16 protein-coding genes are annotated in these 15,133 nt (G+C 68.3%); 6 read left to right on the top strand and 10 right to left on the bottom strand.

Features of this window, described 5'->3' with window-relative positions; genetic code table 11:
• The first annotated feature begins 128 nt into the window (after positions 1-128).
• A complete protein-coding gene (locus H7X47_RS24640; protein ID WP_193371432.1) occupies positions 129-674 on the top strand; it encodes a MarR family winged helix-turn-helix transcriptional regulator in 546 nt (181 codons plus the stop codon).
• Positions 675-678: 4 nt separating this feature from the next.
• Here the strand turns inward: H7X47_RS24640 and H7X47_RS24645 are convergent, their stop codons facing one another.
• The 7 genes from H7X47_RS24645 to gcvA form a co-directional block, all read right to left on the bottom strand.
• Entirely contained in the window at positions 679-1,419 is a 741-nt protein-coding gene (locus H7X47_RS24645) for an SDR family oxidoreductase (protein ID WP_193371433.1), read from the bottom strand.
• 310 nt (positions 1,420-1,729) lie between these two features.
• A complete protein-coding gene (locus H7X47_RS24650) occupies positions 1,730-3,937 on the bottom strand; it encodes a carboxypeptidase regulatory-like domain-containing protein (protein WP_193371434.1) in 2,208 nt (735 codons plus the stop codon).
• 301 nt (positions 3,938-4,238) lie between these two features.
• A complete protein-coding gene (locus H7X47_RS24655) occupies positions 4,239-5,015 on the bottom strand; it encodes an RNA methyltransferase (protein ID WP_227010779.1) in 777 nt (258 codons plus the stop codon).
• 16 nt (positions 5,016-5,031) lie between these two features.
• The gene (locus H7X47_RS24660; RefSeq protein WP_193371436.1) at positions 5,032-5,814 is read right to left on the bottom strand and encodes a hypothetical protein; all 783 of its coding nucleotides are present in this window, start codon (positions 5,812-5,814) and stop codon (positions 5,032-5,034) included.
• Positions 5,811-7,424, bottom strand: coding sequence for a citramalate synthase (gene cimA / locus H7X47_RS24665; protein ID WP_193371437.1), 1,614 nt, complete (start codon positions 7,422-7,424; stop codon positions 5,811-5,813). Before cimA ends, H7X47_RS24660 begins: the two co-directional genes overlap by 4 nt.
• A 99-nt stretch (positions 7,425-7,523) precedes the next feature.
• Positions 7,524-8,288, bottom strand: a complete 765-nt coding sequence (locus H7X47_RS24670; protein ID WP_193371438.1) for an SDR family NAD(P)-dependent oxidoreductase — start codon at positions 8,286-8,288, stop codon at positions 7,524-7,526.
• A gap of 193 nt (positions 8,289-8,481) precedes the next feature.
• Entirely contained in the window at positions 8,482-9,432 is a 951-nt protein-coding gene (gene gcvA / locus H7X47_RS24675) for a transcriptional regulator GcvA (RefSeq protein WP_193371439.1), read from the bottom strand.
• A 154-nt stretch (positions 9,433-9,586) separates the two neighbouring features.
• Here gcvA and H7X47_RS24680 point away from each other — a divergent pair, with 154 nt between their 5' ends.
• Together H7X47_RS24680 and H7X47_RS24685 are read left to right on the top strand one after the other, a co-directional pair.
• The gene (locus H7X47_RS24680; RefSeq protein WP_193371440.1) at positions 9,587-9,880 is read left to right on the top strand and encodes a DUF1127 domain-containing protein; all 294 of its coding nucleotides are present in this window, start codon (positions 9,587-9,589) and stop codon (positions 9,878-9,880) included.
• Positions 9,881-10,121: 241 nt separating this feature from the next.
• Positions 10,122-10,793, top strand: a complete 672-nt coding sequence (locus H7X47_RS24685) for a DUF1287 domain-containing protein (RefSeq protein WP_227010780.1) — start codon at positions 10,122-10,124, stop codon at positions 10,791-10,793.
• A gap of 10 nt (positions 10,794-10,803) precedes the next feature.
• On the opposite strand, the gene H7X47_RS24690 is transcribed toward H7X47_RS24685, so the two are convergent.
• The 3 genes from H7X47_RS24690 to H7X47_RS24700 all read right to left on the bottom strand — a co-directional run bounded on the left by H7X47_RS24690 (position 10,804) and on the right by H7X47_RS24700 (position 12,367).
• The gene (locus tag H7X47_RS24690) at positions 10,804-11,133 is read right to left on the bottom strand and encodes a DMT family transporter (RefSeq protein WP_227010781.1); all 330 of its coding nucleotides are present in this window, start codon (positions 11,131-11,133) and stop codon (positions 10,804-10,806) included.
• Positions 11,130-11,702: a TetR/AcrR family transcriptional regulator gene (locus H7X47_RS24695; protein WP_193371441.1), complete on the bottom strand. Its 573-nt coding sequence runs from the start codon at positions 11,700-11,702 to the stop codon at positions 11,130-11,132. The genes H7X47_RS24690 and H7X47_RS24695 overlap by 4 nt, the downstream gene beginning before the upstream one ends.
• Before the next feature lie 74 nt (positions 11,703-11,776).
• Positions 11,777-12,367 (bottom strand): hypothetical protein, encoded by a 591-nt coding sequence (locus H7X47_RS24700; protein WP_193371442.1) that lies wholly within the window; start codon positions 12,365-12,367, stop codon positions 11,777-11,779.
• Positions 12,368-12,489: 122 nt separating this feature from the next.
• Here H7X47_RS24700 and H7X47_RS24705 point away from each other — a divergent pair, with 122 nt between their 5' ends.
• The 3 genes from H7X47_RS24705 (at position 12,490) to H7X47_RS24715 (ending at position 15,052) form a co-directional block, all read left to right on the top strand.
• The gene (locus H7X47_RS24705) at positions 12,490-13,143 is read left to right on the top strand and encodes a phosphotransferase family protein (protein ID WP_193371443.1); all 654 of its coding nucleotides are present in this window, start codon (positions 12,490-12,492) and stop codon (positions 13,141-13,143) included.
• Positions 13,094-13,492 carry a phosphotransferase family protein gene (locus H7X47_RS26245; protein WP_264373122.1) on the top strand — a complete coding sequence of 133 codons (399 nt, stop codon included), beginning with the start codon at positions 13,094-13,096 and terminating at the stop codon, positions 13,490-13,492. Before H7X47_RS24705 ends, H7X47_RS26245 begins: the two co-directional genes overlap by 50 nt.
• 165 nt (positions 13,493-13,657) lie before the next feature.
• Complete coding sequence (locus tag H7X47_RS24715; RefSeq protein WP_193371445.1) at positions 13,658-15,052, top strand: class II 3-deoxy-7-phosphoheptulonate synthase; 1,395 nt, start codon at positions 13,658-13,660, stop codon at positions 15,050-15,052.
• The last annotated feature ends 81 nt before the right edge of the window (positions 15,053-15,133 follow it).

Here is a 15,133-nt window from a genome sequence, read left to right on the forward strand (position 1 = left end):
TGCCGGAATGAGCATCGGCGGGGCGCAGCTGCTTGAGCGTTGTCTCAGGTCCCTCTAATATATTTTCAACTCAAAAGTTTTCAAGTCAAAGGACTCAAGGGCGCGGTGGAGAAGGATTCAGGTTTGTCATGGCGTTAACAGAAAATGCCGCTGCGGAACGGCGCAAGGTGCGGTCGGATTCGGGAAACAACGGAGAGGATCCTTCGCAGGAGGTCCTGACCGCGCTGAGGCGCATCATCCGCGCCACCGACCTGCATTCCAAGCGCCTGGCCCGCGAGGTCGGCCTCACCACCCCGCAGACCGTAGTGCTGCAGGCGGTGCGTGATCTGGGAGAGGTGACCAGCGGTCAGCTGTCACGCCACGTCAGTCTCAGCCAGGGCACGGTCACGACGATCCTCGACCGCCTGGAAAACCGCGGCCTGATCGAGCGCTATCGCAGCGCCAGCGACCGCCGGGTGGTGCACAGCCGCCTGACGCGCCAGGGCCGCGCCCTGCTGCGCAAGGCCCCGCCCCTGCTGCACGAACGCTTCATCGAGGTTTTCGGGGATCTGCCGGCGGCGCGCCAGCGCCAGATCATCAAGACCCTCGACGAGGTCGCGGCGATGATGGGCGCGGCCGGCCTGGATGCCGCGCCGCTGCTGGACAGCGGAGCCTCGGCGAAGCGGGAGCGCTAGCGCCTCAACCGCGCCCGATGAAGGGCATCTTGGTGGACATGATGGTGATGAACTGCACGTTGGCCTCCAGCGGCAGGCCGGCCATGTGCACGATGGCGTCGGCCACATGGGCCACGTCCATGGTCGGCTCCGGCTTCATGGAGCCGTCGGCCTGGGGCACGCCGGCGGACATGGCCTCGGTCATGTGCGAGGCGGCGTTGCCGATGTCGATCTGGCCGCAGGCGATGTCGTAGGGTCGCCCGTCGAGAGAGATCGAGCGCGTCAGCCCGGTGATCGCGTGCTTGGAGGAGGTATAGGGCGCCGAGCCCGGGCGCGGCACATGGGCGGAGATGGAGCCGTTGTTGATGATGCGCCCGCCCTGCGGCTTCTGGCGCTGCATCAGCTTGAAGGCGCCGCTGGCGCAGAGGAACATGCCGTTCAGGTTGACGTCGATGACCTTCTTCCAGGCGCTCCACTCCAGATCGCCGAAGTTGGTGGCGGGGACGTTGGTGCCGGCGTTGTTGAAGATCACGTCCAGGCGGCCGAATTCGCTTTCGATCTTGGCGAACATCGCCGCAACCGAATCGGGATTGGAAACGTCGCAGGGGATGGCGAGCATGTCGCCACCGGCCTCGGCTGCGGTCTCCTTCAGCGCCTCTTCGCGCCGCGCGCAGATGGCGACCTTGTAGCCCGCCTTGGCCAGCGCCAACGCCGCCGCCTTGCCGATGCCCGAGCTCGCACCGGTCACCAGTGCCGTTTTCGCCATGACTTTCCTCCCCAAGACTTCTGCATTGGATTTCTCAACAGACCGGTGAAGCCGGTCCGGGCGGGCGGCAGTTTAGAGGCTTGGATGGCGCTGTCCTACGGGAAACTTCGGCAAAAGAAGGCTTCGGCGACCCCGTCCCTTGCCGGGCGGGACCGCCGGAGCCAAGAAGGGTCCTAGATCGGATCACGGCTAGACGGAACCACAACGTGGTCCCGTCTAATCGTGTGAATCCGATCTATCTCAAAGTTACAGAGCAGATTCACAGGGCCGGTGGATCGCCTTCGGCGATTCCAGCCGGCCCTGATCTGCTCTAGACCTGGATCATGAAGCTGCGTTCGCTGATGTTCACATGGGTCCAGGTATCGTCGTCACAGCTGACGATGGTGCGCTTGCGCGCGACGAGGCGCAGCAGGTAGCAGCAGGACACCGGGAAGGCGTCCGTCGCCACCGGGATGGTCAGGCGCATGGTCCCGCCGTGCCACACCGGGGGCACCGCCCCCAGCCCCTGCGCCGCGGCATAGGTCGCCGTAGCCTGGGCCGCCGGCGGCGACCAGGGCACCGGCGACGGCCCCAGGGGCGTCAGGCTGCCGAAGGGCAGCAGGCTGTGAACCTGGTCCTCGCCCCAGTGCGCATCCAGGGAGATGCGCGCCAGGTGGCCGTCGGGATCGTAGGCGGCGAAGTCGATCAGCACCTGATCGTTCGGCGTCACCGGCACGTTGCCGCAGGGCGCCACCACGGTGAAGCTGCTGTCCGGGTGGAGGATCCGCACCGTGATGATGTCGGTGTCGGGCTCCGTGGTGCAGACGTGCACCGTCCCGGCGCCGCAGGCCTGGCCGTTGGCGTTGGTCGGTCCGCCCGTGGTCGTGCGGTTATCGAGCGCGACGACCAGGCCGTTGTCGTCCTGCGTACCGCAGAGCGGCAGCAGTTCCGACGCCCCCAGCTTACCGCCGCTGAGGGTCCAGCTCCTGAGCCGCAGGCGATAGCGCCCGTCGGTGAAGAGCCCCGCCGTCTTCCAGGTCATCAGGCGGTACATGGTGGTGCTCCACCAGAATCGCGAGGTACCCCAGCTCGGCAGGTCGTTGTCCTTCTCGAAGCGCTGACGGCTCTTGATCACGTAGTGATCGGTGCCGCCGGTGTCCTCGACCAGGTTGAAGCCGAAGGGAACCGAATGCCAGTCGGGCGGGTCGGCGGTGCCCAGCTTGGGACCCCAATAGAGCCTGGTGAAGCCGCCGGCCGCGCTCGTCGGCATGGAGTTCCAGGTCATGCCGTCGTCGTCGGAATACTCGAACTCGTAGTAGTCGACGTCCGCGGCCAGACCGAAGCGGCCGCTGATCGGCACGTTGCCGGCATAGGGCCGGTCGCTCCAGGTGCCGCCGCCGGCCGGGTTGCGGAAGCCGTCGGTCGGCAGGGCGACGCCCGGGGCCGCGGGCGGATTGCCGCCGATGTTGGCGATGAGGTCGCCGCAGATGCTGTCGATGACCAGGCAGTCGCCTTCCGGTTCGTCGAAGTCGCCCAGGCAGCAGGCCTCGTCGTTACTGACCAGGGAGACGTCGAGGGTGGTCGGGATGTTCCAGCGCGTATCCCAGATCGACTCCTCCAGCACCACGTGCTCCTGCCCGTCGCAGGTCTGCGTCGCCTCGAAGACGATGTCGGGATGGCAGTCCCACCACGGCAGCCAGGGACGCCATGGCCAGACCCGCAGCCGCTCCAGCTCGGGCAGGCGCGGCAGGCGCTTGATCAGGCGGTCGGCCAGCTTCGGCAGCCGTTCCGGGTCGATCGCGGTCACGCCGGGATTGGCCGGCACGCCGTCGTCGGACAGCAGGGTCTGGAAAACCTCCAGCGAGGGCTGCGGCGAGGGATCGCCGAGGCGCGGCAGATCGGGCTCGCGCAGCAGCTCGGGCTGGATGCGCTTGACCAGGTCGGGCTCCAGCCGCCAGAAGCGGTGACGCCACCACCACCAGGGCCACCAGCCGCAGCACCAGCGGAACTTGATCTCGAAGGCGCCGTTGGCGTCAGTCGTGTCGCAGGCGATGAGCTGGCGGTTGCTCCACCACCAGAACCAGTCGACGTCGTAGGCGCAGACCTTGGCGCCGGGTACCGGGCTGCCGTCGGGACAGCGCAGCACACCGCGTATCGTGAAGGTGCGGCACCAGCGCAGCCACCAGTACCAGTAGTAGGGAGAGATCACCACCGGCGACAGCTTCAGCTCGGGCTTGCCGGCCCACTGGCGGCCGCTGACGTCCAGGGTCACGGTCTGCAGCGCCAGCAACTCCTCGTCGGAGGCATCGACCGGCCCCACCGCGACACGCAGCTTCTTGGGCAGCGCCGCCAAGCTAAGGCTCGCCTGGCCCGTGCCTTCACGCCCCAGCTTCACCCTGTCGGAAACGACCTTTCCGTCACTGTCGCGGGCGACGACCTTCAGCAGGGCGCCGCTGTCACGGTCGCCGATCCCGCTCGCATCGAGCGGCACGACCAGCTTGTAGGACTTCTTAGTCGGCTTCTTCTTTTCTTCGGCCATAAGGCTCTCCGTTCCTTTACCGGGGTGTCGGATGCAGAGAGGTAGGTCCGGCGGCACGAAGCTGCGCCTTCCTGACAGCAAGCTTTGAAGGCAGGCACCTGTCCCCGTGCCGCTTCGCTGCCTTTCTGTGCCCGGTGATGGCAACAGCTTCCGCCCCTCCCGCGCAACGGCGCAGAGGACTAGGGCATGTGTTAAATTTGTGGGGAGGTCGGCGCAAATGTGCCGGTGTCTGCAACCTTCGCGCTGCCGGATTTCATGCCCGCGGACTCAATTACACCGGTGGTTGGCCCGCCGTTGACGGCTAAGCGTCCCCGTCACCCTTCTTGCCACCCCGCAACGCCGAGATGATGCCGTGCAGCGTGTTGACCTCACCCTCGGTGGGGGCGATGCGGTGAAAGAGGCTGCGCAGGTTGCGCACCATGGTCGGGCGCTTTTCCGGCGGCCAGAGAAACCCCGTCTCATCGAGCGCGGCTTCCAGGCGCTCGAAGAAGTTCACCATCTCCGCCTTGCTCGCGGGCGCGCCGGGCCCGGTCTCCAGCTTGCGCGGTGCCGTCTCGTCGGCGGCCAGGAACCAGGCATGCCCGACCAGCAGCACCGCCTGGGCCAGGTTCAGGGAGGAAAAGGCCGGATTGAGCGGCACGGTGAGCGCCGCATCGGCCAGCGCGATGTCGTCGTTGACCAGCCCGGAACGCTCAGGCCCGAACAGCAGGCCGGTCCTGTGGCCGGCTGCAGCCTCCGCTCGCAACTCGGCCGCCGCCTGGGCAGGCGTCACCACCGGCTTCGCCATGCCGCGCGGGCGCGCCGTCGTCGCGTAGACCCTCTGCAGGTCGGCCACGGCCTCTTCCGTCGTGTCGAAGAGGCGCGCCCCGGCAATGACCTGGCTCGCGCCGGAGGCCGCCGCCTCCGCCTTCTCGCTGGGCCAGCCGTCACGCGGGCGCACGAGACGCAGCTCGGTCAGGCCGCAGTTCAGCATGGCGCGGGCCACCATGCCGATGTTCTCGCCCAGCTGCGGGTCGATCAGGATGACCGCCGGGCCGGGCGCCAGGTCTGCTTCGCGGGTGCGGTCGGTGCCGGACAAGGGTCTATCGCGCGTTCTATTGCGGCAGCAGGGTTTTGGCGCGCTGCACCGCGTCGGCCAGCGGCATGCCGACCTTGAGGTCCTCATGGTAGAGCAGGCGGAAGACCGCCCGCCCGAGAGGCGTGAGCACCGGACCGCTGTCGCTGTCGCCGACGAGGCCGGTCAGCTCCGGGCCCAGGGTGACTCCGCCCAGGCCCCAGACGGTCGCCAGGATGAAGGCGGCCTCGCGCGCGCGCAGCGGCTCGTCATTGGCGAGCAGCACGACACCGCGGCGCTGCTGATCCTTGTCGAAAGCGAACATGAAGGGCCAGGTGCCCAGTTCGAAGCGCGCCAGCATGCCCTTGTTGAAGCCGCCGGCGGTGGCGATGTCCGCCAGCTCGAGGCGTGAGCCGACGATGATCACCAGCTGCGCCTCGGGCGCCAGCGTGGCGAGGTCCTGCTCCGGCATCACCAGCGGCCCCGTCTCGCGCACCGCGATCTCCAGGCCGGTGGCCTCGGCGAAGGGCGCCGCCGCGCCCTCCAGCATGGGCCGCAACTCCGCGGCGTTGTCCGCGAAGAGCGCGATCCCCAAACCGCCGGTACGGCGCCAGAAGGATTCCTGGGGCAAGCCGAAGAGCGGCCGCGCCTCTCCGCGGTCGACAAGACGGGTGAAAGCCGCCAGCACTTCGGCCGGGCCGGCCGTCTCGCCCTCGCTCGCCTCCACCGCGGAAGGCGCGTCCGAAGGGCTCTCCGTCTGGGCGCCCAACGGCAGGGGCAGCAGGACCAGGAAGGCGACGAGCAAGGTGGCGACGCGGTTCATTCTGCGACTTCCTGCGGAACAGAGGCGCCGTCCTGGAACAGCTTCCAGGTAATGCCGTCATGCAAAGCGTTGAAGGAAGCGTCGATGATGTTGGTCGACACGCCGATGGTGGTCCAGCGCCGGCCGCTGGCGTCGGCGCTTTCGATCATCACGCGGGTCACGGCGCGGGTGCCGGCCTGCGGCGTGAGAATGCGTACCTTGTAGTCCACCAGCCGCATGTCCTGAAGCTGCGGATAGATCGGCACCAGGGCCTTGCGCAGGGCGGTGTCCAGCGCGTTGACCGGACCGTTGCCGTCGGCCACCTCCATCTTGGCGTGGCCGGCGACCTCCAGGGTCACCGTCGCCTCGGACTCGGTGACCAGCTCGCCCTTCGCGTTCCAGCGCCGGTCGTCCATGATGCGGAAACGGGTGAGCGAGAAGTAGCTCGGCACCTCGCCGCGCGCGCGCCGGGCCAGCAGCTCGAAGGAAGCCTCGGCGCCATCGTAGGCGTAACCCTCGAACTCCCGCGCCTTTACCTCTTCGACCAGCTTGTTGACGCCGGGATCCTTGGGGTCCAGCTCGATGCCGACCTCGCTGAGGCGCGCCAGGATGTTGGAGCGTCCCGCCTGGTCGGAGACGACGATGTGGCGGCGGTTGCCGACCAGCGCCGGGTCTATGTGCTCGTAGGTGCGCGGGTCCTTGGCGACGGCGGAGACATGCAGGCCGCCTTTGTGCGCGAAGGCCGACTCGCCGACGTAGGCGGCGTTGCGCGTCGGCTGGCGGTTGAGGCGCTCGTCGAGCAGCCGCGACACATGGGTAAGCTGCGACACGCCGTGATCGTCGATGCCGATGTCGTAGTCGCTCTTCAGCTTCAGCGAGGCGATGAGCGAGATGATGTTGGCGTTGCCGCAGCGCTCGCCCAGGCCGTTGATGGTGCCCTGCACCTGGCGCGCGCCCGACTTGAGGGCGGCCAGGGAGTTGGCCACCGCGTTCTCGGTGTCGTTGTGGCAGTGGATGCCGACGTGGCTGCCGGGGATCCTTTCGCAGACCTCGGCCACGATGCGCTCGACCTCCTGCGGCAGGGTGCCGCCGTTGGTGTCGCAGAGCACCACCCAGCGGGCGCCGGCCTTGTGCGCCGCTTCGACGCACTCCAACGCGTAGGCCGGGTTGGACTTGTAGCCGTCGAAGAAATGCTCGGCGTCGAACATCACCTCGTCCTTGCGGGTCAGCGCATGGGCCACGGACTCAGCGATCATGGCGACGTTCTCTTCGCGCGGGATCTCCAGGGCCACGTCGACGTGGAAGTCCCAGGACTTGCCGACCATGCAGATGGCGTCGGCCTTGGAGTTCAAGAGCGCGGCCAGGCCCGGATCGTTGTCGGCGCTGCGCCCGGGCCGGCGCGTCATGCCGAAGGCGACGAAGCGGCTGGTCTTGAAGTCCGGCGGATCGGCGAAGAAGGCGTCGTCGGTGGGATTGGCGCCGGGCCAGCCGCCCTCGACATAGTCGAGGCCCAGCTTGTCGAGCGCGCGCGCGATCGCGCCCTTGTCGGGGACCGTGAAGTCCACGCCCTGGCTCTGCGCCCCGTCACGCAGGGTCGAATCGAAGAGATAGACCCGCTTGTCGTTTACCATGATCCCGTCCTGACCCGCTCCCCGCGGAGGCCAAGCCCAAAAAAACGCCCCCGGGGCCGCTATTCAGCACAGCCCGGGGGGTACGTCAACTTGGGGCTCCTAATAGATGTGCAGCCCGCCGTTCACGGAGAGCACGCTGCCGGTGACGTAGGCCGAGAGGCCGGAGGCCAGGTAGAGGCAGGTATCGGCGATATCCTCGGGGGTGCCGAGGCGGCCCAGCGGCACGGTCTTGGCGATGCGCACCTTGTCCTCCGGGGTCATGCGGCCCTTGGTGAAATCGTTGTCGATGACCCCGGGCGCCACTGCGTTGACCCGGATGCCGTCGCCGGCCAGCTCCCGCGCCAGGGCCTTGGCCAGGCCGAAGATCCCCGATTTGGCCGCGGCGTAGTGCGAGCGGCCGAAGAGGCCGCCGCCGACCTGCCCGGCGATGGAGGAGATCATGACGATGGAACCGCCGCCCCTGGCCTTTACCTGGGCTGATTTCATGTGGGGCGCCGCGGCCTGGGCCATGTTGAAGTTGCCGCGCAGGTTCACGTCCATCACCAGATCGTATTCCGCCGCGTCGATCTCCTCCAGCGGGGTGCCGAAGACCACCCCGGCGTTGCCGACCAGGATGTCGATGCCGCCCAGCTCGCCGGCCACGCGCTCCAGGGCCTTGCCGCAGGCGGCCCGGTCGCGCACGTCGCAGACATGGCCGACGTGTTCGGGCCCGAGCTCGCGCGCCGCCGCCGCCGGATCGCACTCCATCAGGTCGAGCAGGGCCACGCGGGCGCCTTCGCGCGCGAAGCGCCGCGCCGTCGCCCGCCCGATCCCCGCCGCCGAAGCGGCGCCGGTCACCACGGCCACCTTGTCGCGCAACAGCATGAACTCCCTCCCCTCTTTTATTCTTGATCCGGCCATTCTTCGCGGACCGCAACACTTTGCAAGACCACCCCAAGGGTAACGGCACAAAGTCAGCGCGCAAATTCCGGATACAAGATGCGGATAGAGCGCGCCATCCCGGCCCCCTAGCCTGAATGTCATGACAACAGCTGCCAAACCCCACTTGCGCTACGGATCACTTCAAGGGCACGTCCTGCGGCAGCGGGGTGGCGCCGTGGGTGAAACTGCGCCCCTCCTCCACCAGCCAGTCCCGAAAGGCAATGACCTTGGGCTTGCGCGCGGCGGCCGGCGTGGTGAGGGCGAAATAGCTCATGGAGCCTTCGATGGCCCGGTCGAAGAGGCGGACCAGCCGACCGGCCCGCAGGTCGTCGTCGGCCAGCGCCGCCCAGGTCAGCGCCACGCCCTGGCCATGCATCGCCGCCTGCAGCAGCATGTAGCTGCTGGGAAAGGTGGGGCCCAGCTTGGCATCCACGCCGTCGACGTTCAGCAGCGCCAACCAGACCTCCCAGTTGGCCATGGAGTTCACCTCCAGCCGCACCGACTCGCTGTGCAGCAAGGTGTGGTGGCGGAGGTCGCTCGGTCGCTTCAGCGGCGGCCCCTTGGACAGCAGCAGCGGACTGGCCACGGCGAAGACCGTCTCGTGCATGAAGGGCACCGCCGCCAGCTCCGCGAAGGGGCCCTGGCCGAAGCGGATCGCCATGTCGACGCTGTCCGACTCGGCCAGCAGGTCGATCACCATGGGGTCGGGGCGGATGCGCAGATCGACCTCCGGGTGACGCTCGTAGAAGCGGCCGAGTCGCGGGATCAGCCATTTGACCGCCAGGGAGGGGCTGACAGAGACTGTCAGGATACCGCCCTCCTCCGGCTGGCGCAGTTCCTCGATCTTGTCGAAGAGGCGGCGGAAGGCCCGCTGCGCCGTCTCGGCCAGGGCCTCGCCCTTCTCGGTCAGTGTCAGGCCGCGCGCGCCGCGATGAAACAGGGCAAAGCCCAGGCTGGCCTCCAGCTGCTTGATCTGCTGACTGACGGCGCCCTGGGTGACGTGCAGCTCGGCCGCCGCCTTGGTGAAGCTCAGGTGCCGGGCCGCGACCTCGAAGGTGCGCAGAGCCGGCAGCGGCGGAGCGGCCATCAGCGAAACTCCCGAGTCTTCTCCGCATTAGTTCGGCTAATGCTAAGCATTATAAATCGTCGTTTGCCCGTTTTCAGGAATCGCACGATATTTCTGGTCAGAAGCGAGCCCTTCTGTCAATGCCCCCCGCAACCCCAGCTAATCAGGTGACCTAATGACGAGCCTTTCCACCGGGGCCTCCCGCAGGGTCCCCGCCACCCCCCGTCTCCCCAACTCGCCGGACGCCGACCTCGGCCGGCCGGAGCTGCGTTGGCAGCGCGCCGGCAACCCCCTGGGCCGCGCCCTGCTGTGGGCCTTCTTCACCGCTGCGGCTCCGCTGGTGCTCTGGCAGCACCGCCTGCGCGAGCGAAATTCCCTCGAGCGCCTGCCCGACTACATTCTGCGTGACATCGGCCTCGACCCCCAGGACGTGCACGAGGAAGCGAGCAAGCCTTTCTGGCGGGCCTAGATCGAATACGCCAGAACCCTCTTAACCTGCTGACTCACAGCGGCGGGAGCCTAACGGCTCTCCGCCGTCTTTTTTTCCGAGACACGCCCCGCCCTTAAAGCTTCCCGCCCTTAAAGCTTCCCGCCCTTAAAGCTTCCCGCCCTTAAAGCTTCTCAGGGCCGCCACAAATCCGCCGCATCGCCGGGTGAACCTGCCGCCGGTTCCGCGCGACCAACTGCCGAGCAAAAGGGAGAAGTGATCCATGCCTGCTTCGACGCTGCGTACACGGCGCCACTGCCTCTGCGTCCTCGCCGCGGGCCTGGCCCTCGCTGCGCTGCCGCCGGCCCGGCCCGCCGCCGCGGCGCTCACGTCGCAAATGCTGGCGGCGCGGCTCAACGCCGCCGCCCTGGCGCGCACCCGGGCAAGGGTGGTCTACGACCCCGCCTATGTGCGCCTCGCCTACCCCGGCGGCGACGTGCCGGCGGACCGGGGCGTCTGCGCCGACGTGGTGATCCGCAGCTACCGCGCCCTCGGCATCGACCTGCAGCAGCTGGTGCACGAGGACATGCGCGCCGCCTTCGATGCCTATCCCAGGCATTGGGGTCTCAGCCGGCCCGACCGCAACATCGACCACCGCCGGGTGCCCAATCTGGAGACCTTCCTGCAACGCCAGGGCGCCGCCCTGCCGGCCAGCGACGACCCGGCGGACTACCGGCCCGGCGACCTGGTGGCCTGGAACCTCAGAGGGTCTTCAGGCTTCCTGCCGCACATCGGCATCGTGACGGACCAAAGGGGGATCACCGGGCGGCCCAAGGTGGTGCACAACATCGGCGCCGGGCCGCGCCTGGAGGACGTGCTCTTCAACTGGTCGATGACCGGCCACTACCGCTGGCTGCCCCTGGATCTGGCCAAGGACGACCTGGCTTCCGACTAACGGGAAAGAACTAGGCGGAGTTGGTCTGCACCAGGGCGACGCCGACGATGATCAGCGCGATGCCCCCCGCCTTGGCCAGGGTCATGGTCTCGCCGAAATAGAAGATGCCGACCAGGGCGACGCCGACCACGCCGACCCCCGCCCAGATGGCGTAGGCGAGGCCGACCGGCAGGGTTTTCAGCGTCTGGGCCAGCAGCAGGAAGGCAAGGGCGTAGCCGACGACGACGACGCTCGCCGGCCAGAGGCGGGTCATGCCGTCGGAGGCCTTCAGCGCCGAGGTGGCGATCACCTCGCTGAGGATGGCGAGGATCAGCAGCAGGTAGGACAGGGACAAGGTCATGGCCCTCTCCCCTCGACCCCAGTCGTCTCACACCGTGTCATCTCTCCGAGCCGCTTCAGCACCGCCTTGCGCTCCTTGGCCGAGAGCACCTCGATGCCGAAGAGGTCGTTCATCCACAGGCCGTCGGCGGCCAGGCGCACGATCGCGGCGGTCGTCGCGTCCAGGCCATCGTTGCGGCTGAGATCGTTCCACGCGGTTTCGTGCTCACGCAGGCGGTCGAGCAGGCCGGGGTCGGTGGCCCCGGCGGCCAGCAGGGCGGTGGCGAGCCGGTCCAGCGGGTCCTGGCCCGAGGGATCGACCGCGCAGGCGGCCAGGTAGCCGCGGGTCCAGCGGCCTGGCCCCTTGTCCCCGGCCATGGCGCGCTCGATGCGCGCCTCGGTCATCTCGATCAGTTGGTCGACCATGCCGCTCAGCAGCTCTTCCTTGGTGGCGAAGTGGTAGAGCAGCCCGCCCTTGCTGACGCCGGCCGCGGCGGCCACGGCCTCCAGGGTGAAGGCGCCGACGCCCTGGCCCAGGACGACCCGCCCGGCCGCCTGAAGGATTTCCTGCCGTCTGTCCCGTCTGCTCATGGATTTCAAACTATACCGTCTGGACGGTAAAGTAAAGAGCTGTGCCGAAAACGCTGCTCGAGCCTGCGCCCGGGTCAGGTGTCTTCGTCGGGAAAGTCCGATGTGGGTTCCGGGGCGCCCCGCAGCCGGTCGATCTCCTCGGCCACCTGCTGGGCGCCGGGGATGCCGTAGAAGGCCTCGACGCGGGTGCCGCCGCCGGCGCTGCGCTGCCACCAGGGCAGCTTGCGGTCCATGAAGACGACGGTGCCGAGGCCCGGGCCCGCCGCGCTGACCAGGGGCTCGTCCAGCTCGCCGGGCGCGAAGCTGCGCAGCCGCCGCAAGGGCCAGGTTTCCTGCACCAGGACCCGGCGGTCGGTGACGGCATAGAGCGTCCGCGCCGCGGCCCTGCGCGCCGTCAGCGGCGCGGCGAGCAGCCAGAGGCAATAGAGCCCCGCCGCCAGCACGAAGAGCGCCAGCAGCAGCCCGCGGCCGCCTTCCGGCCAGTTCGGCAGGAAGCTCAGCCAGAAGAAGCCGGCGATGACCACCAGGCCCAGCGCGCCGCGGATCACCTGCGGCAGCTTGGCGCGCGCCAGTACTTGCGGGTCCGGGCGGTCGGCCCAGACCAGGGTTTCGTCCGGCGCCAGCAGGGCGCGGGCCGCTTCGAGTGTGGCGTCGGGAGAAGTCATGACAGTATGGCCAATAGCACCGGGTCCGGCAGCTTCCCGGTTTGGCCCAAAGGGGTCAAGCGCGCGCCACATCGTTGGCTGGTTCCTGCTAGCCTGCGTCGCAGCAACAGACGAGGAAACGGATGCGAGAGAATTGGGAACGCGGCACCGAAGTCCTGCCGCTGAGCCCCGAAGAAGCGAGCCTGCTGTTACAGCCGATACTGCCAGGCCGCCGCGTGACGCAGGTGGTGCCGACCGAGGGTGGCAAGGCCAACACCAACCTCCGCGTCGAACTGGCTGACAGCAAACGGCTGCTCCTTCGGCTCTTCGTGCGCGATCCCGAAAGCGGCGCCAAGGAGGCGGCCCTCTTGCGCCGTCTGGCCGGACGCGTTCCGGTCCCGGCACTACGTCACTTCGCCGACGATAACCCGGTCTCCGGCCATCCCTACGAGGTCTTGGAATGGATTGAGGGCCCGCGCCTGAAAGAGGCGCTCGCCGTCGCCGGACCGGGCGAGCCCGCCGCGCTCGCCCGCGAGGCCGGCCGCGTTTTGGCGGCCTTGGGCCGTGAGACGTTCCCACAGGCGGGCTTCCTGGCACCGGACCTGACCATCAGCGTATCCTATGAACCCGGCAGCGCCGGGTTCCTCCGCTTCGTCGAAGAGATGAGCACCGCGCCGAGCGCCGCCGCACGCCTTGACCCCCGATCTGCACCAGCGCTTGCTGGCGTTCTGCCGCGCCGAGGCCACCTTGCTCGACGACCTCGATCCACAGGCCCGCTTGGTGCACTGCGACTTTGACCCGAGCAATATCCTGCTCACCCGCGATGGCCCGGAGGGGGGTGACAGCTGGCGCCTAGCCGCCGTAATCGACTGGGAATTCGCCCTCGCCGGAACGCCGCTCATCGATCTCGGGCACCTGCTGCGCCCGCCGCAGGGAGACATTCCCGGTTTCGCCGAGGCGTTGGCTGCAGGCTACCGGGAGGCCGGCGGTGAGTTGCCCGGCGAGTGGCGAGCAGCAGCCAAACTGCTGGACCTCCTCGCCTGGCTGGATTTCCTTAACCGGCCCGGCGACCACCCCCGGCTCTTTGCCGATGCCCGCCGGATGATCGAAGATGCGCTCGTCCGCTGGCCGGATTTCCGCGCCTGAGCCGGATATCATGCGCAGACCAATGATCCCGTGCGACTCCAGGGTTAACCGCGCATTTCCCGGGGTCTTGAGGCGGCTTTTCCTGTGGAAAAAGCGGGCCCAAGCGCGTAAAACCGGCGGTCCGACAACATCAACGATACCTGAGAGTTAAGAAAGAGGTCCGCCATGGCCACCCCCTGGGCGCCCGACAGCTGGCGCAGCAAGCCGATCCGGCAGGTGCCGGACTACGCCGACAAAACCGCGCTGGAGCGTGTGGAGCAGCAGCTCTCCAACTATCCGCCGCTGGTTTTTGCCGGCGAGGCCCGCCGGCTGCGTTCGCAGCTGGCCCAGGTGGCGGAAGGCAAGGCTTTTCTGCTCCAGGGCGGCGACTGCGCGGAAAGCTTCGCCGAGTTCCACGCGAACAACATCCGCGACACCTTCCGAGTGATGCTGCAGATGGCGGTGGTGCTGACCTTCGGCGCCGGCTGCCCCATCGTGAAGGTGGGCCGCATGGCCGGCCAGTTCGCCAAGCCGCGCTCCGCACCGACGGAGTCCATCGATGGCGTCGAGCTGCCGAGCTACCGCGGCGACATCGTCAACGGCATCGAGTTCAACAAGGAAGCCCGCGAGCCGGATCCCGAGCGCCTGGTGCGCGCCTACAACCAGGCCGCGGCGACCCTGAACCTGCTGCGCGCCTTCGCCCAGGGCGGCTTCGCCGACCTGCACAAGGTGCACCAGTGGAACCTGGAGTTCGTCTCCGACGGTGCCCAGGGCCAGCGCTACGACGAGCTGGCGGGCCGCATCGACGAGGCGCTGAACTTCATGCGCGCCTGCGGCATCGAGCCGGCGACGGTGCCGGAGCTGCGCGAGACCGACTTCTACACCAGCCACGAGGCGCTGCTGCTGTGGTACGAGCAGGCGCTGACCCGCACCGACAGCCTGACCGGCCAGTGGTACGACTGCTCGGCCCACATGCTGTGGATCGGCGACCGCACCCGCGACCCGGCGGAGGCGCACGTCGAGTTCATGCGCGGCATCTGCAACCCCATCGGCATGAAGTGCGGCCCGACCACGGACCCGGACGAGCTGATCCGCCTGATCGACACGCTCAATCCGAAGAACGAGGCCGGCCGCCTGACCCTCATCGCCCGCATGGGCCACGACAAGGTGGCCGAGCACCTGCCGGCGCTGATCCGCACCGTGCAGCGTGAAGGCAAGAAGGTGGTGTGGTCCTGCGATCCCATGCACGGCAACACCATCAAGTCGGCCAGCGGCTACAAGACGCGGCCCTTCGACCGGGTGCTGGCCGAGGTGAAGAACTTCTTCGCCGTGCACCGCGCCGAGGGCAGCTACGCCGGCGGCGTCCACTTCGAGATGACCGGCCAGGACGTCACCGAGTGCATCGGCGGCGCCCAGGCGATCAGCGACGAGACGCTGGGCGACCGCTACCACACCCACTGCGACCCGCGCCTCAACGCCAAGCAGTCGCTGGAGCTGGCCTTCCTCATCTCCGAGGCCCTGAAGGACGAGCGCATCGCCCGCCAGAACGGCGACAGCGACAAGGTCGCCGCAGCCTCCTGAGTTGCGTCCCGGCGGGCCGCCGCGCGGGGCGCCCGGGCCCCCTCTCTGTTCTCCCTCCCCCACCCCTCCCGCCCCCCTCCC

The sequence above is a fragment of the Pelagibius marinus genome, from assembly GCF_014925385.1.
Classification (GTDB): domain Bacteria; phylum Pseudomonadota; class Alphaproteobacteria; order Kiloniellales; family Kiloniellaceae; genus Pelagibius; species Pelagibius marinus.

Excerpts from the sequence above, each read along its gene's own strand:
- H7X47_RS24640 (WP_193371432.1), top strand. The coding sequence starts at position 129 with ATGGCGTTAACAGAAAATGCCGCTGCGGAACGGCGCAAGGTGCGGTCG.
- H7X47_RS24645 (WP_193371433.1), bottom strand. The coding sequence starts at position 1,419 with ATGGCGAAAACGGCACTGGTGACCGGTGCGAGCTCGGGCATCGGCAAG.
- H7X47_RS24650 (WP_193371434.1), bottom strand. The coding sequence starts at position 3,937 with ATGGCCGAAGAAAAGAAGAAGCCGACTAAGAAGTCCTACAAGCTGGTC.
- H7X47_RS24660 (WP_193371436.1), bottom strand. The coding sequence starts at position 5,814 with ATGAACCGCGTCGCCACCTTGCTCGTCGCCTTCCTGGTCCTGCTGCCC.
- cimA (WP_193371437.1), bottom strand. The coding sequence starts at position 7,424 with ATGGTAAACGACAAGCGGGTCTATCTCTTCGATTCGACCCTGCGTGAC.
- H7X47_RS24670 (WP_193371438.1), bottom strand. The coding sequence starts at position 8,288 with ATGCTGTTGCGCGACAAGGTGGCCGTGGTGACCGGCGCCGCTTCGGCG.
- gcvA (WP_193371439.1), bottom strand. The coding sequence starts at position 9,432 with ATGGCCGCTCCGCCGCTGCCGGCTCTGCGCACCTTCGAGGTCGCGGCC.
- H7X47_RS24680 (WP_193371440.1), top strand. The coding sequence starts at position 9,587 with ATGACGAGCCTTTCCACCGGGGCCTCCCGCAGGGTCCCCGCCACCCCC.
- H7X47_RS24685 (WP_227010780.1), top strand. The coding sequence starts at position 10,122 with ATGCCTGCTTCGACGCTGCGTACACGGCGCCACTGCCTCTGCGTCCTC.
- H7X47_RS24690 (WP_227010781.1), bottom strand. The coding sequence starts at position 11,133 with ATGACCTTGTCCCTGTCCTACCTGCTGCTGATCCTCGCCATCCTCAGC.
- H7X47_RS24695 (WP_193371441.1), bottom strand. The coding sequence starts at position 11,702 with ATGAGCAGACGGGACAGACGGCAGGAAATCCTTCAGGCGGCCGGGCGG.
- H7X47_RS24700 (WP_193371442.1), bottom strand. The coding sequence starts at position 12,367 with ATGACTTCTCCCGACGCCACACTCGAAGCGGCCCGCGCCCTGCTGGCG.
- H7X47_RS24705 (WP_193371443.1), top strand. The coding sequence starts at position 12,490 with ATGCGAGAGAATTGGGAACGCGGCACCGAAGTCCTGCCGCTGAGCCCC.
- H7X47_RS24715 (WP_193371445.1), top strand. The coding sequence starts at position 13,658 with ATGGCCACCCCCTGGGCGCCCGACAGCTGGCGCAGCAAGCCGATCCGG.